The following is a 23,539-nucleotide window of genomic DNA, read 5'->3' on the forward strand; positions in this document are numbered from 1 at the left end:
AACACTCGAACAGGCATGCCGGACGCGCTGCAAAGGGTGGCGCAGCGCATCCGGCGGGTTCGGGTTTTCCCGGATGATACCGGGTCAAAAATGCGGTTGTCGAATTTTTTGCGGCGGCGCAGCAGTGCTGGAGCGTAATCAGGTCGCGTCGTGGAAAATCACCCCGAGCGTGTGCCGGTGGCCCGAGCGCAGGCGGCTCACGCCGTGCCGCAGATTCACCCGATACACGCCGCGTGTGCCCTGCACCGGCCGGTGATGGACCGCAAACACCACCGCGTCGCCCTTGCCGAGCGGCACGACTTCCGTGCGTGTCTGCATCCGCGGACGCTGCTCCGTCATGACGAACTCACCGCCCGTGAAATCCTGGCCTGGCTCCGAGAGCAGAATCGCGACCTGAAGCGGGAACACGTGCTCGCCGTATAGATCCTGATGCAGGCAGTTGAAGTCGTCCTTGGCGTATTGAAGAATCAGGGGCGTTGGACGCAGCTGGCCGGCGGCGTGACAGCGCTCGATAAATTCGCCGTGGGCGGCCGGATAGCGGACATCGATATTCATCGCCTCGTTCCAGCGATTCGCGACCGGCGCGAGGCGCGGATAGAGCTCGGCGCGCAAGTCGGCGACCAACGGCGGCAGCGGATACGCAAAGTACTTGTACTCACCACGACCGAAACCATGCCGTGCCATCACGACGCGGCTTCGGTACAGATCGTCGCGCGGATAGTTTGCGCTCAGCGCATCGCATTCCTGCGCACTGAGCAGATTGCGCAGCATCGCACAGCCATATCCGTTCAGTTCTTCTTCGACATCGAACCAGTCGATCGCGTCGACGCGCTGCGTGAGCGGGCTGGTGACCTTGTCCGCCTTCAGTGCTGCCGTGTGTTTCCGCTTGGGCTCGAACCCCAGCTCCAGTTCCAACTCCGGCGAGTGCGACTGCGAGTGAAGAGCCTTCGCGACCGTATTCATGAGCATTCTCCGTAAGTCGATTCATCAAACGATGACCGAGTGTAAGCACACGCTCACGGCTATGCACTCCGACTCTTGCTCTCCAATTCCCGTATCGTTATGGCGGCGCTCGAACCTTGCCCCGCAGCTTCGGAGGTATCGAAAATGCAATCCTCGCGAAACCTGATGCGAAGTTCGTAGTAAAACCTTATCTGGCCCACCAAACAGCGTGTTCGGAGACTTTGCCTATGTCCGCCGCCCCAGAGAACCTCGATAGCTGGCTCGACAAAGAGGTCGTGATTGAGGACGACATCACCGCCTTTCCGCTGACGGCAATGGCCGCCACCCTGGACCGGGAAGAAAGCGGCGATACGGTGCCACCACTCTGGCACTGGCTGTACTTCCTGCCGGTCGCGCCGCTGTCGGATGCCGGTCCGGATGGTCATCCGAAGCGCGGCGACTTTCTGCCGCCGGTGCCGTTGCCGCGCCGCATGTGGGCCGGTGGCCGGCTGACGTTCCATGCGCCGCTCAAAATCGGCGAGCATGCGAGACGCACGTCGACCATCGCCAATATCGAAGACAAGACCGGCCGCTCGGGCCGTCTCGTGTTCGTGACGGTGCAGCACACGATTGAAGTTGGCGGTGAACTGAAGCTCGAAGAAGAGCACGACATTGTCTATCGCGATGCGCCGCAAGAGGGCGCCCGACCACCGCAAGCGGCACTCGCCCCCGAGGGCGAAACGTGGAGCCGTGCGATCGATGCGGACGCCGTGATGCTGTTCCGTTACTCCGCGCTGACCTTCAATAGTCACCGCATTCACTACGACTACCCGTATGTGACCGAGGTGGAGGGCTATCCCGGGCTGATCGTGCATGGTCCGCTGATTGCGACGCTGCTGGTCGATCTGGTACGCCGTGAACAACCGGACGCGGTGGTGCAAAGCTTCGCGTACAAGGCGCTGCGGCCTACCTTTTCTGGTCAGGCTTTCACGGTATGCGGCAAACTTTCCGCCGACGGTAGGACCGTTGATCTGTGGGCCAAAGACCATGAAGGTTATCTGACGATGCGCGGTACGGCCGCGCTTGAGTAGGCAACCGGGATCAAAGCCAAAGCGAACGGGGACTGCTGGGGCGCGACAAGAATATTTCCAATAAGAAACGAACCGCATCTGCCGAAGCGCCGCTAACCTGCCGCCAATCACCCGCGAACCAGCCCGTACAGGCTGGCCCCCGCGCCCGTCAATCAACCCCAGCAAGCCCGCTCGCATGCCCGGGCACACCGCTCTGGGGCAAATACCCTTGCCGCCACAAAATCCCGCGTGTATAGTTTCCGAACTTACTCTTGTTTCGCATCGGAAATTAAAGGGATTCTCATGGACGCTTCCACCATCCTCGCCGACCTCGGCATCGCCCACGCGGCGCAAGCCGGCGACATCGCGGTTCATTCGCCGATTACCGGCGAACTCATTGGCCGTGTGGCCAGCAACACGGTGGCGGAAGTCGACGCGGCCCTCGCCAATGCGAAAGAGGCGTACACCGCCTGGCGCAACGTTCCGGCGCCGCGCCGCGGCGAACTGGTGCGCCTGCTCGGCAATCGTCTGCGTGAAAAGAAGCACGCACTTGGCAGCATCATCACGCTCGAAACCGGCAAGATCCTGCAGGAAGGCTTGGGCGAAGTGCAGGAAATGATCGACATCTGCGACTTCGCGGTCGGTCTGTCGCGCCAGTTGTACGGTCTGACAATCGCCTCGGAACGCCCGGGCCATCGTATGGCTGAAACCTGGCATCCCATGGGTACGTGCGTCGTGATCTCGGCGTTCAACTTCCCGGCCGCAGTGTGGTCGTGGAATGCGGCGCTGGCGCTGGTGTGCGGCAATGCGGTGATCTGGAAGCCGTCGGAAAAGACGCCGTTGACCGCGCTTGCCGTCAACCAGATCCTCAGCGAAGCATTGAAGGAATTCGGCGACGCGCCGGCCGGCCTGACCGCGCTGATCAACGGTGGCCGCGATGTCGGCGCGAAACTGGTGGCCGATCCGCGTGCATCGATCGTCAGCGCGACGGGCAGCACGGAAATGGGCCGCACGGTCGGCGTTGAAGTGGCGAAGCGCTTCGGTCGCTCGCTGCTCGAACTCGGCGGCAACAACGCGGGCATCGTCGCGCAAACGGCAGATCACGAACTCGCAATGCGCGGCATCCTGTTCTCGGCCGTGGGTACGGCGGGGCAGCGTTGCACGTCGCTGCGGCGCCTGTTCGTGCACGAGAGCGTGTACGACAAGACCATCGAACGTCTGAAGCAGTTGTACAGCAAGGTGCCGATCGGCAACCCGCTCGAAAAGGGCACGTTGATGGGGCCGCTGATCGACAAGCAATCGTACGCACGCATGCAGGAAGCGCTGCAGCAGGCTACGGCCGAAGGCGGCAAGGTGTTCGGCGGAGAGCGCGTCGAGGTGAAGGGCCATGAAGGCGGGTACTACGTGCGTCCGGCGATCGTCGAAATGCCGTCGCAAACGGCGGTGGTGCTGAAAGAAACCTTCGCCCCGATTCTCTACGTGCTGCGCTATTCGGATTTCGCGGATGCGGTCGAGGCGAACAATGCAGCGGTGCACGGTTTGTCGTCGTGCGTGTTCACGACCGATCTGCGCGAAGCTGAACGTTTCCTGTCCGACTCGGGCAGCGACTGCGGCATCGCTAATGTGAACATCGGACCGAGCGGCGCGGAAATCGGCGGCGCGTTCGGTGGCGAGAAGGAAACCGGCGGCGGTCGTGAGTCGGGTTCGGATGCGTGGAAGGCCTACATGCGCCGCGCGACCAACACGGTCAACTACTCGTCGGCGTTGCCGCTCGCGCAGGGCATCGACTTCAATATCGACTGATCCCGCCAGTAGCACTACAGCGATAAAGCAATCGATCAGTAGAGCGTTCAGCAGAAAGCAGCGGCGCATTCATGCGCCGCTGTTCACAACTTCTTTCAGCAATTCGTTTGCGCCGCCCGCCGTTTCAGAGCGGCCACGCTACTCGTGGAGTAAGACGTGAGTTCCAAAGTCGTGATCGTCGGCGGTGGGGTGCTCGGCAGCTCGGTTGCGTATTTTCTGCAGCTTAATGATCCGTCGGTCAGCGTGACGGTGATCGAACGTGATCCGACGTATGCGCGTTCGTCGTCGGCATTATCGGCTGCATCCATTCGCCAGCAATTTTCTACACCGCTTTCCATTCAGATGTCGCTATTCGGCATCGAATTTCTGCGCTCGATCGGCGAGCGGCTCGAAATCGACGGCACGAAGCCCTCGATCGATCTGCACGAAGGCGGCTATCTGTTTCTCGCTACGCCCGCCGGTGAGGCGACTCTGCGTGAGAATCACGCGCTGCAAAAGCGGCTTGGCGCCGATATCAGTTTGCTCGACAAAGACGCATTGCAAGCGCGCTTTCCCTGGCTCAATACCGAAGACCTCGTTGCCGGCGCCTACGGCGAAAGTGGTGAAGGCTGGTTCGACGGTTACGGCCTCGTGCAGGCACTGCGCAAGAAAGCGCAGGCGCTCGGCGCGCGCTACATTGCCGCCGACGTCACCGCGCTGCATCGCGACGGCAAACACGTGACGCAAGTGCAAACCGCGGATGGCGAGGTCTACGCCTGCGATTTCGTAGTGAATGCAGCGGGCGCCTGGTCGCGCAAGGTTGCACAGATGGCCGGCATCGATCTTCCGGTGTTCGCACGGCGCCGCAGTATTTTCAATGTCACGTCGCCTGCGCGACTCGAACACTGTCCTTTGCTGATCGATCCTAGTGGCGTGTATTTCCGGCCTGAGGGCAACTCGTTCATTTGCGGTACATCGCCGTCAGCGGATAACGATCCCGACGATTTGCCGCTCGACGAAGTCGATCACGCACTATTCGACGACGTGATCTGGCCGACGCTCGCGCATCGCGTACCGCAATTCGAGGCGCTGCGCGTGCAGAACTGCTGGTCCGGCTACTACGAATACAACGTGCTCGATCAGAACGCAATCATCGGCTACCACCCGGACGTCGATAACTGCATTTTTGCCAATGGCTTTAGCGGGCATGGTTTGCAACAAGGCCCGGCAACCGGCCGCGGCATCAGCGAATTGATTCTGCATGGCCGCTATACGACGCTCGATCTCGGTTCGCTGAGTTTCACGCGTGTGCTCGAAAACCGGCCGATCGTCGAGAAGAACGTGGTTTAGCCCGCGCGTTCGAGGTGATGCGGAAAACGCAATACGTAGTGCGTAGATATCGTTTGCCGCCCACCCGGACCATGGCCACAATCGACGCGGATCTTCCATCGATAAGATAAACGGCCCGTCACCATGTTCACGTTCAATCCTGCATTCGAAGCGCCGACCGGTTCGCCGATCCGCGAGCTGTTCAAGTATCTGGCGCAACCCGGCATGATTTCGTTTGCCGGCGGCTACCCGGCGAGCGATCTGTTCGATCGCGAGGGTCTGGATGCGGCCGCCGGGCGTGCGTCGCAGCAGCCCACGCTCTGCCTGCAATATGGGCCGACTGATGGCCTCGCCGTCCTCAAGGACCAACTCGCGCTTTTGATGACGCGGCGCGGTACGCCTTGCACGCCGCAGGAATTGCTCGTCACGACGGGTTCGCAGCAAGGCTTCGATTTGTTGCTGCGCGTGATGGTCGCGCCGGGTGACGTGGTGCTGGTCGAACAGCCCGCTTATCCGGCGACCTTGCAGGCACTGAAGCTGCAAGAGGCGGACGTGGTGACGGTGCCGGTCGATCAGGATGGACTCGATGTCGCCGCGCTGGCCGCGTTGCTCGAAGCGGGCACCGAAGTGGGCACATTAGCGCGGCCACCGAAGCTGCTCTACACCGTGCCGACTTTTGCCAATCCAACCGGCGCAACCCTGTCGCTCGAACGCCGCATGGCGTTGTTGAAGCTGGCGGCGCGTCACCATTTTCTGATCGTCGAAGACGATCCCTATGGCGACCTGCGTTTCAGCGGCGCGGCGTTGCCGTCGCTGCTCGCGTTGAGCGATCAGGTGCCCGGTTCACGCGACTGGGTCGTGCATTTTTCGAGTCTGTCGAAGATCGTCGCGCCGGGTTTGCGGGTCGGCTGGATGATCGCGCACGCGGAAATTTTGCGCCGCTGCGTGGTTGCCAAACAGACCGTCGACCTGTGCAGCTCGCCGTGGACCCAGGCGATCGCCGCCGAATATCTCGCGAGTGGAGCGCTGGAGCGTCATTTGCCGAAGATCATCGACGCCTATGCCGTGAAGTGCCGCGCGCTGTGCGACGCGTTGGATGAGCATCTGGGTGACGCCATCGCGTTTCATCGTCCTGCCGGCGGCATGTTCGTATGGGCGCGATTGAAGGGTGGGCAGAATGCGTCCGACACGCTGCGTTCCTGTATCGAGCGCAATGTCATGTTCGTGCCGGGCGTCGCGTTCTATAAAGACAATATCGATTTGACGGCACTGCGTCTGTCATTTGCAGCGCCCGGCGTCGCTGAAATCGAAACCGGCGTGCAGAGAATGAAGCAGGCGCTCGCACTGGTTTGATGACGGCTAACGCGGCTAACATAGTATTGGCGGTAAAGCAGTAAGGGCAATACCTGAAATAACCCGGTGAGCACGTAGTGCGTAGCCGGGTTTTTTTATGCAGATGCTAAATCGCTGGGATTTAGCATAACCATCCCGATCCGGTAAAGCAGCATAAGGCCGCGCCTGGTCGGACTATGCTCGCAGGCCCATCTGTGCGCCGTTGAAGCCGGCAACGGGCGCAAGCGTTCCCGTCTGTGTATGCCGCCGCCTTCCGCTGCCGTTTAACTCAAGTCGTTGCTTCAGACGAGCGCGTTTTCAAAATATTTAATTTCGCTCGTTCAATATTTCCGTCAAACTCCTGAAACATGGCTGAATGTTAAATGGCGAGTACCGCTGGTTTTGGACTAAAAATATCGGTTATCATCGCTGCCTTCGGCGAATGATTTCGGTGAGTTAATTCATCGGCCATCCACGTTAATACCGTCGCATCGAACCAGAAAAAATCAGATGAAGATGTCGCGAAAAAAGATTGCAATCCTGGTAGTCGGTCTTCTGGTCGTGGCCGGCATCGTCATTCAGGCGGTGTGGCGTCCATTCGGGCACCGCAAAGCCGCTGGGACCAGCGAAATCGTCCTTGATATTCATCACCCAGATGCGGTGATCGACAGCGAAGCGCTCTCACGTTTGCCGCGCGACATTTTACGTGTGCCGCTGTTGCACGACGTGCTGACTCAAGACTTTGTGGACTATTACGAATCAAACGACACGCGCTTGTCCACAGAAGGCGCGCTGCGCCGTCTCGCGTTCGAACATCAACTCGACTGGCGCGATGAACTGATCCGCCGCGTATTCGACGAACCCGCGCATGTGCTGCTGTGGCGCTCGCCGGACGGCCGCCTCGGTTACTGGGTGATGTCGATGCACCGCAACGGCCTGGCGAAGCTGCTGCAAGGCTTCGGCAACGTCGCCGCGAGCGACTCGCAGTTGAGCCAGGTCGCCAAACTCTCCGGCGACGTGCCGGTGTACGCGTTGAAGCTGGCGGTTGGCCGCACGATTCTGTTTGCCACGAAGGACGACCGCCTTGTCGTGATGTCCGCCCCGGGCGTGCTGCTCGACGCGAAAGGCAGCTTGCTGGGCGAGCGGGCCGACGCCGTGTCCGAGATGCTTTCTTCCGGCCGCGACGATGCGACGCGCGCCTATCAGCTGGACGCGCCGGGCGATGCGCCGAAGGGCCACCGGTTGGTGGTGTCGGCCAATTATTTGTCGTTTGGTTATCAGGCATTTTTCTCCGGCATCGACGCACTGCGATTCGATTTTTCGCCGAACGGCAGCGCTGCGGCGAACTGGCAGACTTCCGCTTTGATCGAGCCGGGCAAGTTGCCGCAGGCGTGGAATAGCGCCGACTTGTGGCGTGCCTTACCGGCCAATCCGGCAGCGTGCACGAGCTTGCCAGCGGACTGGAAAGAAGCCTCGGGCTTGTTGGGCAAGGTGGCCGATGTGGGCGCGGATGGCGCTTCTGCGATCGGCGATCAGCTCACTGGCCCCGCGGCCGTTTGCTGGTATGCGAAATCCACATTGGTTGCGCCGGTGTTCGTTGCTCGCGTGAAGACACAGGACGCGACGAGCATCGCTGCGCTGCAGACCGCGCTCGGCAAGACCTTTGGCGACGTGATCGGCGCGTACGAGGCGAAGGCCGCCAAATCCGGTGATGCCGATTCGGGCTATCGTCGCTTGCCGGTCACGAAGCGTGACCAGGGCGTCGGCGTTACCGTGTGGCAACGGCCGGTCAGCGCGCTCTCCGGTACGGCGCTGTCCAGCAAGGCGTCGTTCGCATCGCAACTGTCTGCAGAGCGCTATTTCCCCGTGACGCTCGCACTGGCGCACGGTTATCTGATTTTCTCTCCTGATTCACGTCTGGTCGACGACACGCTCGCCGTGCTCGACAAGCGTTATCCGGCGCTGGCCGATACGCTCGCGCCGCAGCGTCTGCCGCGCACGATTCTCACGCTGACACCTTCGTCCGCGGCTGCGTTGATCGAACGCGAAGCGGGCGCGGCCTTGCCGGCGGATCAGGAAGCGGTGTTCCGCAACGCGTCGCGCACTCACCTCGTGCCGAAGCTGCATGCGCTGGCGCACTACCCGCCGGTTTCGTTGACGCTGCCGCAGAACTTGCCAGGGTCGACAGGTTGGGTGCCGGTGGAGTGGTGGTTCGATCGCGCGAAGGCGGGTGCGGATCCCGCTGCCACCGCGGGAGTAGCAGACTCGCCTGCAGATCAGCCCGGCACCGAGGGCGACTAAGTGCGCCGCCTTCACGTCCCCGACGTGGCATTCGCGACGAATGCCCGCACGGCACGCCGCATCTGGCTCGTGCGTGCTATGTCGACGCTCGTCGTGGCCGGCCTCGCGCCGTACGCGAACGCACTCACCAGCACAACCGCATCGCCGGACCCAGACGCGCTTTCGCCGCAGCAATCCGCTGCATTTCGCGCGTGGTTCGTGCGCATCGTCGACCAGCAAATGCGCCGTGGCCCGACGCCGCGCTGGACGCAGCGCGATTGCGCGGGCCTCGTGCGCTTTGCCGTCGGCGAGACGCTCAAGCCGCACGACACCAAATGGTTGCGCGCGAACGGCATGACCAGTCTCGCGGACACCAGCAGCATGCCGCCCGAGCTGCAACTGTCCACGTCGCAACGCGGAATCGCGAATCGCTGGACGCGGCTCGACGGTTCCACCGGCGCGTACGCATCGGCGATCGCACTGATTCAACGCAATAGCCGTTTTGTTTCGAAGGACGTGAACCAGGCGCTGCCTGGCGATCTGCTGTTCTTCGACCAGGGCGACGACCAGCATCTGATGATCTGGTTGGATCGCTACATCGCTTATCACACAGGCACCGTTACGCCGACCGATACAGGTCTGCGCGCCGTGGCCGTCTCCGACCTGATGCAATGGAAAGATTCCCGCTGGCAGCCGCTCGACGGCAATCCGAATTTCGTTGGCGTGTTTCGTTTGGACTTTCTGACACCATGACCCGAATGAACTCCGTCACTGCGTCGCGCGCCTGGCTCGGCAACCTGAAACGTCGTGCAGGCTTCACCGTGGTCGCGCTCTTCGCGGCGCTGACGCTCGCCATCGCACCAACGGCCTATGCCGACGACGCCGCCTCGAGCAGCGCCGCCGATGCCAACATCGCCGCGAACCCGACGCTGCAAACAGCGCCATCGAGTAATTTCGCGTCGCAGAAGGTCGACGGCCAGCCATTCTTCCTGCTCTCGGATGCGAGCTTCGGCAGCGATCAGTTGGCGCAGGTGCGTCTCGAAGCGCCCGGCCGCGAGTTCAAGGACGCGCTGCAAGCGTACGGCGGTGCGGACATCGTTGTGTATCGCGTACCGAAGCCGTTGGACTTTTTGAAGGCGCAGAAGAATCTGCATCGCCTGAACGTCGCGCCGAATTATCAGGGCGAGGGCCTCGCAAATACGCTGGCTTATCTGTGGGACCGCTGGTTCACGGAAGCACGCCGCGCCTGGCAACGTGTGCTGTCGTTCGCGACGCGTAGCAAGGCAACCGAAGCCCAGCCGCAATTCAAGCTCGGCGAGCAGACCGGCAAGCAGACGCAATTTCAGCAGAACTCGCAGTTCGCGCCGCTGAAGGGCTATGACATGGTCGCGCGCTTCCGCTATCCGATCTGGGACGCGAAGGTGATCCAGCCGCCGAAGGGTGTCAATCTCGAAGGCAGCAGCAGTAACTTCATCGAAGCGAGTTCGGGCAACGTAATGATTCCGGTCGGCAAGCTGCCGCCGGGGCTGTATATCGTCGAGGCGGTAATCGGCAACTATCGCGCGCATACCTTGCTGTTCGTATCGGACACGGTCGCAGTCGTGAAAGCGGCGTCGAGCGGCATGCTGGTGTGGACCACGCGGCGCGATAACGGCAAGCCGGTGGCGAATACCGACGTGAACTGGACCGACGGCGTAGGCGTGCTGCAAAGCGGCACCACCGGTAACGACGGCGCACTGGTGCTGCAACACGTTAGCCCCGAGCGCAGCTACGTGCTCGGCACCGATCCGCAAGGCGGCGTGTTCGTTTCGGAGAATTTCTACTACGACAGCGAGATCTACAACACCAAGATCTACGCGGTGACCGATCGTCCGATGTACCGGCCGGGCGACGCAGTGCATGTGAAGTTCATCGGCCGCACGTTCCAGAACGCGACGCAATCCACCGCGCCTGCAGATGCCGATATCAAGCTCGACGTGCTCGATCCGAACGGTGCGCCGATGGCGACCAGCAAGGTGCATTTTGCTTCCGATACGGGCGCGGACGCGTCCTTCACGTTGCCCGCCGATGCCACCGCCGGCGGCTATACGCTGCGTTTCGATTACAACGGCGATGTATACGGCAGCGCATTTCGCGTCGCCGAATATGTGAAGCCGCATTTCGACGTCAACCTGTCGATGGATAAAGCCGACTATGCGACGGGCGAGCAATTGAAGGGCAAGATCCAGTTGCGTTATCCGGATGGCAAGCCGGTGCGCGACAGCAAGGTCTCGGTCACGCTGCGCGCGCAGAAAGTGACGATTGTCGATGGTGAACTGCGCTATGCAGGGCTGTTTCCGGTCAAGCTGGAACAGCAGGAACTCACAACCGATAGCGACGGCAATGCGAGCCTCACGCTGCCCGCTGCTAAAGAACCAAGCCGCTATGCGTTGACGCTATTCGCGCAGGACGGCGCGGCCTACAAGGTACGTGTGACGCGTGAGGTATTGATCGCTCGCGGCGCGACGCCGTATCGCTTGTCGACTGCCAAGTCGTTTTCGCAGCCGAAGGAAGCGGTCAATTTCGATCTGCAAGCGCTTGGCACGATCGATCCGTCTTCACGTGCGCCGGCCAAGTGGGAATGGACGCGCCTTGAATCGCAGACTCATGGCGAGGGCGCAATCAAAGGCGCAACGGCAGGTGGCAAGCTGTCGTTCCCGGTGCAATTCGACGAACCGGGTTCGTACATGCTGTCGGTCAAGGACGACACCGGCAACCTGCTCGCGGCTACAAGTCATTGGGTGGCGGGCGACGGTCTGAAGGCGATTCCGGGCAGCGTCGAGATCGTATTCGATCGCGACAGGTACAAGATCGGCGATACCGCCGAAGCGCTGATTACTTTCCCGATGCCGGTCGACGATGCTCTCCTGACGCTGGAGCGCGACAACGTCGAACATCGCGCGTTGCTGACTGCCGGCGGCGACTGGCTGCAACTGCAACGCGTGGCGCCGTCGCAATGGAAAGCGCGTATCAAGGTCGGTGAAGCATTCGCGCCGAACATGACGTTCTCGGTGCTGTACGTGCATGCGGGCGAATACGTGTTCCAGAATGCAGGCATCGTGGTCGCGCAACCGCAGATCGAATTGAACGTGAAGAGCGACAAGCCGGTGTACGGTCCGGGCGATACGGTCACGCTCAACTTCGACAGCACGCTGAACGGCAAGCCGGAAGCGGCGAATCTGACGGTCAGCGTGGTCGATGAAATGGTCTACGTGCTGCAGCCGGAGATCGCACCGAATATCGTCGACTTTTTCTATCATCCGCGCCGCAACAATGTGCGGACGTCGTCGAGTCTGTCGTTCATTACGTACGACCTCGCGCGCTCGCCGTTGAAGGGTGCGCCGGGCGGGCCGCAACGCGCCAACTACAACGAGCGCGGCGTGAAGGTGCTCGAACGGCCGCGTCGTGACGATCAGGACACAGCCGCCTGGGAAGGCACGCTGAAGACCGACGCGAATGGTCACGCCACCATGACCTTCAAGATGCCGGACTCGCTGGCCCGCTGGCGTGTCACCGTGCGCGCGGCGGCGCCGGACGGCATGGTCGGTCAACGTACTGCGTATGTGCGTTCGGACAAGGCGCTGTATCTCAAGTGGAGCGGGCCTTCGCATTTCCGCGTCAACGATCAGCCGGCCATCGACATGATCGCCTTCAATCAAACCGAAGCGGATATGGACGCTGAGTGGGTGGTCGACGGCGGCGGTCTCTCGCTGAATCAGAAAGTCACGCTCAAGCGCGGCGCGAACTACCTGCGTCTGCCAACGGGCGCGTTGAAGGCGGGTGTGATCAACGCGAGCCTGCGTCGGGCGGGTAAGGACGTGGATCGCTTGCAGACCACCATCCAGCTCGATGCGAGCGGCTGGCTCGATCTGCATCAGAACACGGTGGCGCTCGACGGCTCGAACAAGCCGCTCAATCTGCCGCAAGATGCGCAGGATGTCAGTGTGCGTTTCATCGGCAGTGCCACGAGTCAATTCGCGCGCGTTGCCGACGATCTGATCAATTATCCCTACGGATGCGCCGAGCAGACGTCGAGCCGCCTGATTCCTTTGGCGCTCGCACACGATGCGATCGGCCGCGGCGATAGCGCTAGCTCGACGCAAGGGCTCGAAGCGCTATTGCGTAATCAGCGCCAACGTCTGGCGATGCTGGCCGGTGTCGGCGGCACGTTTGGCTGGTGGGGCGATACGACCGGCGGCAGTTCGCTGATCACCGCCTACGCGTATTACGCGGACTGGCTCGCGAGCCGCAGCCTCGGCATTACGCTGCCCGCCGACAACTGGCAGCATGCAATGGACGTCTATCGCGATGCCGGTGCGAAAGAGCCGCTGCTGCATCGCGCGTTGGCGCTGTGGTTCATGCAGCAGATGGGCTTGCCGGTCGCGACGCCGGTGTCGGGAGTTGCGGCGGACTTGCAGAGCGATTCAGCGGCCTCGGCCAATGCTTCGGCCCCTGCGCGCAACGGCACGTATGGCGCGTCGGACAGCATCGTGTTCGCGCAAGCCGATTCGCCGCGTGGCAAGCAAATGGCGACGCTGCTGGTCGCCAACATGGCGCGTAGCGCGAGTGCTCAACTGCCGGACGGCTTCGATGCAGCGGCGAGTGCTGCACGCACGGCATTGACCAACGATCCCGCTCCGCTCGTGCAGAGTCTGCTTTATATGACGGGTGGCGATGGTGGCGCGGCGATCGATGCATCGGCCTTGCTCGCGAAGAGCAGCGCCGACTACCCGACGCTCGATCGCGCGTTGACGTTGCTGTGGGTGCGTAAAGCGCTCGGTGGCGACACGGCGCCGGCTTCGCTGCCGTCGCTGCAAGGTGCGGGTTGGACGCGCGCCGCGACGCCGACTGGTACGCCGCTGTGGAAGTGGACCGGCGCCGCTTTGCCGGCCACGCTCGACGCAGGCGGCGCGCGCACCGACGTGAACGCGCTGGTCTCGTTCCGCAGTCATACGAGCGAGGACAGTCGACTGAACATCACCGTCGAACGTCGTTTCTACAAGCTGGAGCCGCTCGAAGTGAAGGTCGATCCGAAGAAGGCGGGTGGCGCCGAGAGCCAATTGGGCCGCTCGGCCTTCACCGCGCGCCTGGTCAAGCAGGGCGATGCGATCGACAGCAATGCGCTGTACGTCGACGAAGTCACGCTCACGCCGCGCTCCGGCAATGCGTACCACTACGGTCTGCTCGATGTGCCGCTGCCGCCGGGCGGCGACGTGGAGGCGACCAGCTGGGGTGTGTCGATCGACGGTTTGCCGGGCGAGAAGGACGGGGTAAGCGGTCCGCAGCCGTTTGCGCGTGCCGCTTCGTACGAGATGGGTGAGCTGGCCTATCACCAGCCGGTGCCTTTGCTCGATCGTCCGGTGACGCTGCGGCAACTGGTGCGCTTTGCATTGCCGGGCACGTTCGCGTTGCCGCCCGCACGCTACTTCCGCATGTATCAGCCGGACGCCAAGGCGTTCGAAGGCGGCAAGAGCGATCGCATGACGACTCTGCGTATTCAGTAAGCGAGACCGCTATGTTCTCTGCTCTTCGGCACTCGCGCGATCGTCTGGCAGCTGCGCTGCGGATCGCGCTCGCCGTGGGAGTGGGATGTGTTTTTAGTGGTGCGGCTGCGGCGATGGCGGCGTCGACTGTATCACTGCCTGCGGGGGCAAAGTCGACGTCAACCGCATCGCCAACTTCGCCGTCCGTTGCGTCCTCGGCGCAAATGCTGCGCTTCGCATGGTTGCGCGATGGTCAATCGCAGCTTTGGCAGTTCAACGCCGGCGGCGCTGCAGACGGCCTCGCGCCGCAGTCGGCAAGTCCGTTGCCGGCGACGCTGGAGACGCCGCTCGGCAGCGTGTGGAAGTTGTTCGTCTATGGCTATCTGGTCGATCGCAATATCGCCACGCCGGATTACACCTGCAGCGGCGGCGATCCTGAAGAAGTGTATTGCTGCATGACGGGCGGGCACATCGACCGCGAACATGCGCTGGTGCAATCATGCGGACGCTTTTTCGAGCCCGCACGCCTGCAACTCGATCCCGCCGATTGGCGCAAGTATTGGACGGCCGCGCATGCACCCGCATGGCTGCGCGACCTTCATGCGATGACGCCGACGCACCGCGTGCCCGTGACCGACCTGCTCGCCGCATTGCAGGCGATGCCGGCCAAGCCGCGCGAAGCGGCGGCGAGCACGCTGGTGTCAGTGCTGACGAGCGGCCGCGGCGAAGGCACCGTGTCGCTATACGGCAGCCTGCTGCGCGCCAAAACCTGGACGATGCCGGATCCCGCGCGGCCTGGCGCCTCGATCGGCGGTGCGGCAGGCTGGCTCGCCGATGGCACGCCGGTGTGGCTCGGCGGTGCCGGCGGCAGCGCGCGCGTGTTGGCGGCCGCCGCACCGCGCATCGCGCCGTTGCTCACACAAGTCACCGTGCCGGACGACAACGCGTGCGTGCTGGTCGACTTCTTCAGCCGTTATCCGATTCGCCAGGTGCTTGGCGACAAAGGTTCGGCTGCGGTGCCGGACGGGCCGCTGCGTGGCGAGTTCCGGATTGGCTTCGTCAATGGCAACTGGGCGCGTGTGGAAAGTCGAGGCGAACTGCGGCTCGATCGCGACGCTGCAGGCGCACCGCAAGTAGTCGGTCGCTTCGGCATGAATGACTACGTCGCGCGAGTGGTCGAGCGGGAAGGCGACACGAGCCAACCGGAAGCGGCCAAAGCGTTGGCGGTGGCGGCGCGATCCTACGTCGTGCAGCACGGCAATCACGATCACGGCTGTTTCCGTATCGATGACAGCAGCAGCACGCAGCGCGTCCTGCCGCGCGTGCCGACCGCCGCCGCGCGTCGTGCGGCCGATCTGACCGACGCGCTGGTGCTCACCGGCGTGCCGGTTCAGTATCACCACGACAAGGCCGCACCCGGTCAGATGAGCTGGCTCGCTGCGAAGGCGTCCGCGCAAACCGGCCTCACGTTCGACACCATTCTCTCGCGCACCTGGCCGCAAGCGACCTTGACGTCGTTCGAGAGTCCGTTGTCCGGCGATTGCATCCAGGTGGCCGGCGCCCAGCAATGGCTGCAGCGCAACGCGCCGTTGTGGGCGCGGCGTATGGACGGCGCGCCCGGCTACGAAACGCCCGATCTGCCGGCCGTGTGCGCGGTGCGCGAAGGTCGGCCGTATGCCGATGCGCAGCGCAATCGCGTGTACGTGTATCACCTGCAGACCGAAGAAGACCGTATCGCGCTGGCGCATGAATATATTCACCTTGCGTTCCAGCATCATCCGCGTGGCCTCGATGAAGACTTCGTCGAACGTACCGCGCGCACGCTGATTCGTACCGACAATCCGATCCAATGAACACCGTCTCGCGCTCGCTTTCTGCCGTGTTCCGTGCGCTTCCTGTGATGCGCCGCGTTCGCATTCCTGCGGCCGTTGCTTTGGCACCTCTTGCGCGCGGTGTTCGCGTTCACATGGCAATTGCTGTGGCCGCGGCTGTGCTGGCGGCAGGCATGACGACAAACGTGCAAGCCGCCGGCGCGGACGGTAATGGCGGTGCGCTCGCCGACCTCACCGGCGCATTCGGCGGCTGGCGCCACAGCGGGCTGACGAACGAAGGCGAGCACTTCGTCGCGGCGTATCCCCGGCCGCCGGTCGACCGTGGCGCGCAACGCTATCGCACGCTGATCGAAGGGCGCCTCAAACATATCGACAAACACGCGCGCAAGCCGCCCACACTGGTCGTCAACGGCAATCCAACGCCGCTCTATACCGACGACGAAGGCGCATTCGCGCGCCCGTGGGCATTTGGCGCGGGCTCGAACAGCATCGAGTTGATTTCCGCCGACGGCAAGCAGCGCCAGCGCATGCAGTTCTACGAAGCGGACCGCAGCAAGCCGCAGGCGAAGCTGCGCGCGATCGTCACGTGGGACGATCCGAAAGCGCAGGTGGATCTGCACGTGATTACGCCGGACGGTCTGCACGCGTTCTTCGCCAACCCCACGCTCGAAGACGGCAGCGGATTCGATGTCGATTCGGTGGACGGTGCGGGGCCGGGAATATTTTCGTCGGCGGCGCCCGAGCACGGGACGTGGCTGTTCTTTCTGAACTACTGGGGCAACTTCGATTCGACCGGCTACAACTTCGACGCCGCCGCGCACGAGCGCGACGTGATTACCGCGACGTTGACGCTGGTGTTCAATGAAAACACGCCGAACGAGCGGCGTGAAACGATGGTCGTGCCGCTGCGTAAGATCGGCGACCTGCAGCTCGTGAAAAGCGAGCGACTCTGACAGCGGGATGGGAGCAGTGACGATGAAGGTCAAGACGACGGGGTGGGTGAAGGCTGGCTGGATGATGCTCGTCGTCGCCTGCTTGCAGGGCGCCACGGTGGCGCACGCGAGCGATATCGACTTCGGCGCGCCGTTGAACGGCTGGCGCAACACCAGCGGTGACAGCGAGCGTTATACGCAGGACGTGCACTACCCGGCGGTGTCGGTATCGACGCCGGAAGGGCAGTCGAAATTTGCGCTGATCGAAGGGCAGATCCGTAACACGCCGAAGAAGAAGGGCACCACGGTGGGCACGCTGGTGGTCGACGGCACGCCGTTGCCGCAGCGCGTTGAGGAAGACGGCAAGTTTTCGCGGCCTTACGCGTTTCCGTCCGGCAGCAATAGCGTGGAACTGTGGGCGCCGGATGGCTCGCGCAAACGCGTGCAGTTTTACGACGCCTACAGTGGCAAGACGCAGCCCAAGTTGCGCGTGTTGCTCGCATGGGACACCGACGGCACCGATCTGGACTTGCACGTGGTGTCGCCGGACGGCGCACACACCTGGTATGGCGATCGCGTTGCGCCGAACGGCGGCGCGCTCGACGTGGATGTGACGACCGGCTACGGGCCGGAGATTTACTCGTCGGCGGCGCCCTTGAAGGGTACGTATCTGGTCTATGTGAATTACTACGGTAGCGGGAACAGCGGCAGCGATATGACCGTCGCGCAGGTGACGATCATCACGAACGAGAACACGCCGAACGAAAAGAGCGAAACCATTCGGGTGCCGATGCGTAAGGCAGGCGAGCTGACGCTCGTGAAAACATTCGTGATGCCGTAAAACAGTTGCTCTCTTGCGGGCCAGATTTCAAATTTTCACGCTGTCGTAGTCAGTTTTGCGAAGGAAAGACCACCCGCCCGCCATGCATACTTGCTTATGCGTACGCGGGCCTCAAAAACGTATATTTGCCAGCCGGGGGAAGAAAAAATGAACTCACTCGACCAGAAGCAACCGCTGTTGAGCTATGACGGCAAGCTTGGAGAGTTGTACGGGATATTCATCAAAAATCTGTTGCTGCAGATCATCACGCTTGGCATTTATCGTTTTTGGGCCACCACGAATAACCGTCGATATATCTGGTCGCGCATGCGTTTTCAAGGTGAGCGATTTGAGTACACCGGGACGGGCGGCGAACTGTTCAAAGGTTTTCTACTGGCGATTGCGATTATCTTTGGCGCGATTGTCGGTGCAGGCATTCTTAGCGCGATTCTGCGCGCCATCACTGGGAGCGCTGCACTGGCTCTCGTGCCGATCATCGTTCTTTACATCGTGATCGCGGTGATCGCAGCAGGAGCGTATTTCAGCGCGCAGCGTTACCGCTTGAGCCGCACACAATGGTGTGGGATTCGCGGCGGCATGACCGGTTCGTCGTGGGTCTATGGCGCGTATGCATTGCTGTATGGCCTGCTGTGCATCGTCACGCTTGGACAGATGGTGCCGTGGGTGTCCATGCGCCTTGCGGAGCGGCGCATCAACGCGAGTAGTTTCGGCAGCCTGCCGTTTCATTTTGAAGGGCGCGCACGTGCGCTGTATGGCGCGTTCGTCGGCACGTTTTTGGGCATCGTCGCGCTGTTCGTCGTGCTCGGGGCAGTTTTCCTCAAGAGCATCATGGCGTTCCTGCCCATCGGGCATGCGCCGCTGAAGGCTCATGATCCCGCCGCGTTCGCCGCATTCGGCTCGATATTCCTGTTCTACGTGCTGTTTATCGTCGGCGCGTTGCTGATCCAGTGCTTCTATCTGGCGCTGGTGACGCGCCATGTCATGGGCAATACGACGCTTGGCGCGCAACTGCGTTTCGGCAGCAGCATTACCGCCGGGCGTTTGCTCGGCATGATGCTGGGCAATCTGGCGATCATTGTCTTCACGCTGGGTCTGGGTTTTCCGATCGTGCTGCATCGCGTGATGCGCTTCGCAGCCGATACGCTGCAGGTGTCCGGTCAACTCGACCCGCAGACGCTTGGTCAGAGCGATCAGCAGCCGCCGCGCACGGGCGAAGGCATGCTGAACCTGCTCGACCATGGCGGCGCGTTCTGACGCGGTTGTGGAGCCTTCAGTGCCGACCGGCACACGCTATTACGACGGCCATACCGCCGCGCCTCATGTGGCAACGCTGCGCTGGAGCGAGGCGGTTCTGTCGATCGACGGTGTTGAGGGTGAACTGGCGGTTTGGCCGCGTGCGCGGCTGATCGTCGGCGAGTCCGACCCGGACGGCAGGGTCGCATTGTCGTGCAAAGGCGAACCAGGTCGCGTGTTGACCGACGCCTTTGCGCTACCTGCGCAGATGACGGCGCCACGCGGGCAGCGTTGGCATTATCTGGGCTGGGTCGCGATCGGCGCAGCGGCGCTGGCGCTTGCGTTCCTACTCGTCGTGAGATTGCCTGCGGCTGGCGCGGCGCTTGTGCCACGCAGCGCGGAAAACCGGCTTGGCGAGACGGTGGAGTCGGTCGTGGTCGGTAAGCATCGGGTGTGCCGAGGCGACGACGGACAACGTGCGCTCGAACAACTCGAAGCGCGCCTCGCTCACGCGGCGGGGATCGCGCAGCCGGTACGCGTGGTGGTCATCGACAGCAAGACGGTCAATGCACTCACGTTACCTGGTGCACGCATGATCATCATGCGCGGCCTGTTCCAGCGCGTCGACAATCCCGATCAACTGGCCGGCGTGATGGCGCACGAGACGGGACATATCGCGCGGCGCGATCCGTTGACCGCTTTGTTTCGCAGCGCCGGTATCACTCTGATCAGCACAACCTTGGGCATCCATCTCGGTTTCGCAGACGTCTCTTCGCTGGCGGGGCGATTAGTGGGTTTGTCGTATAGCCGTGACATGGAACGTCTCGCCGATGCGAACGGCGTTGCCTATCTGCAAGCGAGCGGATTGCGCAGTGATGGGCTCGCGGGATTTTTTGCGTTGACTGAGAAGCGTAATGGCAGCGGTACGATTGGGTTTCTGTCGGATCATCCGCGTACGCTCGACCGGGAAAAGCTGAATCAGGGATCACCTGTCGGCGAAAGTGCATTGACGGCGCAGCAATGGGCGGCGGTTCGGGCAATGTGCGGGAAGCCGTGAGCGATGCGACCTGTCGTGTCGGAAGCGTAGATGTGAAAAGCAATGCGCTCAACGACTTGGGTGACTCTTGCTCAGGATATCCACAGGCTTCTGAACAGTTTCTGTGGACAACAAATCGACCTATGGAATTCGTTCTGTAGAACCGCGTGTTGCGCACGCAGCCGTCGGATACGTTTCGGGCCGGAGCAATGCGTCCGATGGAACTTACCGTTTCTTTCCAGCGCTCAAGTTTTGGCGTACTGCCGTCGATAGATCCTGTAAGCGGTTGTGCGTCGAACCGCCGTGTGCGAGCGTTCTGTTTGCATTGCCGCGGCGAACTGGGGCGGCGCATGCGTTGGGCGAAATAAACGGAGGTTGCCATGCAAATCGACAGTGCGCTGTCGTCGACACTGCCGGAATCGGATCGCGCGATGATGAAGAGCCGGTCCGTAACGGACAACGCGGACGACACGGCCACGCAGGCTGTTGCGTCGAATACATCCGAACAGGACGACGCCGTCCACATCTCCGCCGAAGGCGCAGCGACGGCGGCGCAAGAGGGCAATGCGATTCAGGACGGTGAAGTAAGCGATTCAGCGGGGGGGAGCGCGTCGACGACCGATACCTCGGCGGTCAAGGCGTTTGCGTACGGTACGTTGGGTCTCGAACGCCCGGATCAGCCTCATGAAGAGCGTAATGCGTTCTACACGGCTGGGCGTTGGCTGGCAGCGGGACTCACCATTGGTGGGATCATCTCGTTGCTTGCTTGAATGGGGAGAGGGAGATGCGCTTGCCGTGCATGGCGCACGACAAGCGCAACGACCGGCTTGGCTTAGCGGTCGAGGAACGACTTCAGGCGATCTGCGCGGCTCGGGTGCATCAGCTTCCGCATGGCCTTGCTTTCGATCTGACGGATCCGCTCGCGCGTGACGTCGAACTGCTTGCCGACTTCTTCGAGCGTGTGGTCCGACTTCGTGTTGATGCCGTAACGCATACGCAGCACCTTCGCTTCGCGCGGCGACAGTGAATCGAGCGCGTCGTCGATAGCGGCGCGCAAGTCGGCCTGCATCGCTGCGTCGGCCGGCGAGGAAGCTGCCGAATCTTCGATCATGTCGCCCAGCGTGGCGTCGCCGTCGTCACCGACCGGCGTTTCCATCGACACTGGCTGCTTGGCGATCTTCAGAATGCCGCGCACCTTCTCTTCCGACAGTTCCATGCGTTCTGCCAGCACCGACGGATGGGCTTCCTGACCGGTCTGCTGCAGGATCTCGCGCGAAATGCGGTTGAGCTTGTTGATCGTTTCGATCATGTGCACCGGCACGCGAATCGTGCGCGCCTGGTCGGCGAGCGAGCGCGTCACAGCCTGACGAACCCACCACGTTGCATACGTCGAAAACTTCCAGCCGCGGCGGTATTCGAACTTGTCCACCGCCTTCATCAGACCGATATTGCCTTCCTGGATCAGGTCGAGGAACAGCATGCCGCGGTTGACGTATTTCTTCGCGATCGAGATCACGAGACGCAGATTCGCCTCGATCATCTCGCTCTTGGCCTTGCGCATCTTCGACTCGGCCGCGACCATCTGACGATTGATCTCTTTCAGATGCTTGAGCGGCAGCGAAACGGTTGCTTCGATGTCGATCAGCTTCTGCTGTTCCGACTGGATTGCCGGCAGGTGACGCTCCAGCGCCGCGCCGTACGTCGACGCGCCGCGCGCGGCACGCTCGGTCCAGCCCAGGTCGGCTTCATGACCCGAAAACGATTCGATGAACTGCTCGCGCGGCATGCCGCTCTTCGTCACGACGATTTGCAGAATGCGGCGTTCGATCGCACGAACTTGCGCGACCTGGTGTTGCACGTCGCCGCACAGACGGTCGATGGTGCGTGCCGTGAAGCGGATCTTGGCGAGGTGCTGCTGAATCTCTTCGCGAGCGCGCAGGTAAGCCTTCGAGCTGACGTCGCCGCGCGTGTGCGAGGCGTTCTGCTGGTCGGACAGAATGCCGACTTGCGCGAAGATTTCCAGGCAATCGCTGGTGAGTTGCTTCAGGCGTGCTTCGTCTGCTGCCGAGGAGTCGGCCGGGCCGGCATCGTCGTCGTCTTCGCTATCGCTGTCGTCATCGGTGGCGTCTGCGTCGACGTCGGCTGCTGCGTCCGCGCTCGCGCTTTCTTCTTCCGCCGCAACCGTGTCTTCATTCAGGCCGTCGACCAGTTCGTCGATGCGCAGTTCGCCGTCCGCAACCTGTTGGGCGCTCGCCAGAATGGCGGAGATCGCGAGCGGGCAAGCGGCAATCGCCTGCACCATTTCGTGAAGACCGTCTTCGATGCGCTTCGCAATCGCGATTTCGCCCGCGCGGGTCAGCAGTTCGGTTGCGCCCATTTCGCGCATGTACATGCGCACGGGGTCGGTCGTACGGCCGAACTCGGAATCGACGGTCGACAGCGCGACTTCGGTTTCCTCGTCTGCCTGATCGTCCGACACCACGGCGGGGGCGTTCGAGTTGAGCAGAAGCGTTTCCGCATCCGGGGCCTGCTCGTAGACCTGCACGCCCATGTCGTTGAAGGCGCTGACGATGCTGTCAATCGCCGCCGTCTGCGCGAAGTTGTCGGGCAGGTGGTCGTTGATCTGCGCGTGGGTCAGGTAGCCTTGCTCCTTGCCCAGCTGGATCAGCGCGCGCATCTGGCGCTGGCGTTCTTCAGCTTGTTGCGGCGGCAGTTCGGCCGCTACGGGGATCGCTTTGCCTGCGCCTTTGCCCTTGGCCGTACGGCCAGCGGGCGCCTTGGCGGTGTATCCGGCAGTTTCGTGTTGCGAATCTTCGCGATCAAAAGGGTTCACGTATTCTCCTCTAGAGGCTTCGCTATGAGACGCAAGACGCTACCGTCAGGCGTTTCGAGCATGGCTCAACATCACCTGAGTGACTCAACGCGGTTGTTTGGCTGTGCTCTGGGGAGCAAAAAAGATGAGCCCGCGCGAAGCGGGCCGATAGAAATGTGCGAAATTCGCGCGGCTCGCATTATATACGAGCTTGCGCCTTCGCGCGCATTATGAGCGCACCAATTTGTCATGCGCTCTTGTCGCAGGGTCCCTTCATCGCCTGTCATCCGTAAGTTCAGGTGGGGGCAGAAGGCAGCACTTCAACTGCTCGTCGTGCGCGTATGCAGGCTCTTCACTATAGGCTATGTCGGCCACTCCCGCACGACCGGATGACTTTCCGTCGATCTTGCTACATATAGTGGGGCGCATGTTTCGGCGTCAAATCGCACTTGGTCAAAAGAAAATTCACAAAAGGGGGTTGACGACCTGTCGGTCGTTCTCCATAATCTCGTTTCTCTGCTGCTGATGCAGCGACGCAGAACGAAGCGGTGCCGGGTGGTTGAAGTGGGCGGCGCTTCGGTAGTGAATGCGGACTC

15 protein-coding genes are annotated in these 23,539 nt (G+C 62.1%); 13 read left to right on the forward strand and 2 right to left on the reverse strand.

Annotated elements, in window-relative coordinates; all coding sequences use genetic code 11:
- Nucleotides 1–138: 138 nt before the first annotated feature.
- Nucleotides 139–963 carry a 2OG-Fe(II) oxygenase gene (locus tag BM438_RS15615; RefSeq protein ID WP_093635122.1) on the reverse strand — a complete coding sequence of 275 codons (825 nt, stop codon included), beginning with the start codon at nucleotides 961–963 and terminating at the stop codon, nucleotides 139–141.
- A 227-nt stretch (nucleotides 964–1,190) separates the two neighbouring features.
- Here BM438_RS15615 and BM438_RS15620 point away from each other — a divergent pair, with 227 nt between their 5' ends.
- From BM438_RS15620 to BM438_RS15680, 13 genes are all read left to right on the forward strand, one after another.
- Nucleotides 1,191–2,033, forward strand: a complete 843-nt coding sequence (locus tag BM438_RS15620; RefSeq protein WP_093635123.1) for an HTD2 family dehydratase — start codon at nucleotides 1,191–1,193, stop codon at nucleotides 2,031–2,033.
- 282 nt (nucleotides 2,034–2,315) lie between these two features.
- Entirely contained in the window at nucleotides 2,316–3,815 is a 1,500-nt protein-coding gene (amaB, locus tag BM438_RS15625) for an L-piperidine-6-carboxylate dehydrogenase (protein WP_054040185.1), read from the forward strand.
- Between the two features lie 156 nt (nucleotides 3,816–3,971).
- Nucleotides 3,972–5,144, forward strand: coding sequence for an NAD(P)/FAD-dependent oxidoreductase (locus BM438_RS15630; protein ID WP_093635124.1), 1,173 nt, complete (start codon nucleotides 3,972–3,974; stop codon nucleotides 5,142–5,144).
- 123 nt (nucleotides 5,145–5,267) lie between these two features.
- On the forward strand, nucleotides 5,268–6,476 hold the full coding sequence (locus BM438_RS15635; RefSeq protein ID WP_093635125.1) for an aminotransferase-like domain-containing protein: 1,209 nt from the start codon (nucleotides 5,268–5,270) through the stop codon (nucleotides 6,474–6,476).
- Between the two features lie 489 nt (nucleotides 6,477–6,965).
- On the forward strand, nucleotides 6,966–8,756 hold the full coding sequence (locus tag BM438_RS15640; RefSeq protein WP_093635126.1) for a DUF2138 domain-containing protein: 1,791 nt from the start codon (nucleotides 6,966–6,968) through the stop codon (nucleotides 8,754–8,756).
- Between the two features lie 78 nt (nucleotides 8,757–8,834).
- Nucleotides 8,835–9,488, forward strand: a complete 654-nt coding sequence (locus BM438_RS15645; protein ID WP_234486701.1) for a DUF1175 domain-containing protein — start codon at nucleotides 8,835–8,837, stop codon at nucleotides 9,486–9,488.
- The gene (locus BM438_RS15650; protein WP_093635128.1) at nucleotides 9,485–14,278 is read left to right on the forward strand and encodes an alpha-2-macroglobulin family protein; all 4,794 of its coding nucleotides are present in this window, start codon (nucleotides 9,485–9,487) and stop codon (nucleotides 14,276–14,278) included. The genes BM438_RS15645 and BM438_RS15650 overlap by 4 nt, the downstream gene beginning before the upstream one ends.
- An 11-nt stretch (nucleotides 14,279–14,289) precedes the next feature.
- The gene (locus BM438_RS15655; RefSeq protein WP_093635129.1) at nucleotides 14,290–16,110 is read left to right on the forward strand and encodes a DUF2300 domain-containing protein; all 1,821 of its coding nucleotides are present in this window, start codon (nucleotides 14,290–14,292) and stop codon (nucleotides 16,108–16,110) included.
- Nucleotides 16,111–16,223: 113 nt separating this feature from the next.
- Complete coding sequence (locus tag BM438_RS15660) at nucleotides 16,224–17,042, forward strand: YfaP family protein (protein WP_372342073.1); 819 nt, start codon at nucleotides 16,224–16,226, stop codon at nucleotides 17,040–17,042.
- 22 nt (nucleotides 17,043–17,064) lie between these two features.
- Nucleotides 17,065–17,862 carry a YfaP family protein gene (locus BM438_RS15665; protein ID WP_093635130.1) on the forward strand — a complete coding sequence of 266 codons (798 nt, stop codon included), beginning with the start codon at nucleotides 17,065–17,067 and terminating at the stop codon, nucleotides 17,860–17,862.
- Nucleotides 17,863–18,009: 147 nt separating this feature from the next.
- The gene (locus BM438_RS15670; RefSeq protein WP_093635145.1) at nucleotides 18,010–19,116 is read left to right on the forward strand and encodes a YjgN family protein; all 1,107 of its coding nucleotides are present in this window, start codon (nucleotides 18,010–18,012) and stop codon (nucleotides 19,114–19,116) included.
- 19 nt (nucleotides 19,117–19,135) lie between these two features.
- Entirely contained in the window at nucleotides 19,136–20,152 is a 1,017-nt protein-coding gene (locus BM438_RS15675; RefSeq protein ID WP_167378397.1) for a M48 family metallopeptidase, read from the forward strand.
- A gap of 359 nt (nucleotides 20,153–20,511) precedes the next feature.
- Entirely contained in the window at nucleotides 20,512–20,901 is a 390-nt protein-coding gene (locus tag BM438_RS15680) for a hypothetical protein (RefSeq protein WP_093635132.1), read from the forward strand.
- Between the two features lie 62 nt (nucleotides 20,902–20,963).
- Here BM438_RS15680 and rpoD read toward each other — a convergent pair whose 3' ends face one another.
- Nucleotides 20,964–22,964: an RNA polymerase sigma factor RpoD gene (rpoD, locus tag BM438_RS15685; RefSeq protein WP_093635133.1), complete on the reverse strand. Its 2,001-nt coding sequence runs from the start codon at nucleotides 22,962–22,964 to the stop codon at nucleotides 20,964–20,966.
- Nucleotides 22,965–23,539: the final 575 nt, after the last annotated feature.

This window comes from Paraburkholderia aspalathi (assembly GCF_900116445.1).
Classification (GTDB): domain Bacteria; phylum Pseudomonadota; class Gammaproteobacteria; order Burkholderiales; family Burkholderiaceae; genus Paraburkholderia; species Paraburkholderia aspalathi.

What these genes read in the sequence shown, in the direction of transcription:
- BM438_RS15615 (WP_093635122.1), bottom strand. Translation starts at nt 963, where the DNA reads ATGAATACGGTCGCGAAGGCTCTTCACTCGCAGTCGCACTCGCCGGAG.
- BM438_RS15620 (WP_093635123.1), top strand. Translation starts at nt 1,191, where the DNA reads ATGTCCGCCGCCCCAGAGAACCTCGATAGCTGGCTCGACAAAGAGGTC.
- amaB (WP_054040185.1), top strand. Translation starts at nt 2,316, where the DNA reads ATGGACGCTTCCACCATCCTCGCCGACCTCGGCATCGCCCACGCGGCG.
- BM438_RS15635 (WP_093635125.1), top strand. Translation starts at nt 5,268, where the DNA reads ATGTTCACGTTCAATCCTGCATTCGAAGCGCCGACCGGTTCGCCGATC.
- BM438_RS15640 (WP_093635126.1), top strand. Translation starts at nt 6,966, where the DNA reads ATGAAGATGTCGCGAAAAAAGATTGCAATCCTGGTAGTCGGTCTTCTG.
- BM438_RS15645 (WP_234486701.1), top strand. Translation starts at nt 8,835, where the DNA reads ATGTCGACGCTCGTCGTGGCCGGCCTCGCGCCGTACGCGAACGCACTC.
- BM438_RS15650 (WP_093635128.1), top strand. Translation starts at nt 9,485, where the DNA reads ATGACCCGAATGAACTCCGTCACTGCGTCGCGCGCCTGGCTCGGCAAC.
- BM438_RS15655 (WP_093635129.1), top strand. Translation starts at nt 14,290, where the DNA reads ATGTTCTCTGCTCTTCGGCACTCGCGCGATCGTCTGGCAGCTGCGCTG.
- BM438_RS15660 (WP_372342073.1), top strand. Translation starts at nt 16,224, where the DNA reads ATGGCAATTGCTGTGGCCGCGGCTGTGCTGGCGGCAGGCATGACGACA.
- BM438_RS15665 (WP_093635130.1), top strand. Translation starts at nt 17,065, where the DNA reads ATGAAGGTCAAGACGACGGGGTGGGTGAAGGCTGGCTGGATGATGCTC.
- BM438_RS15670 (WP_093635145.1), top strand. Translation starts at nt 18,010, where the DNA reads ATGAACTCACTCGACCAGAAGCAACCGCTGTTGAGCTATGACGGCAAG.
- BM438_RS15680 (WP_093635132.1), top strand. Translation starts at nt 20,512, where the DNA reads ATGCAAATCGACAGTGCGCTGTCGTCGACACTGCCGGAATCGGATCGC.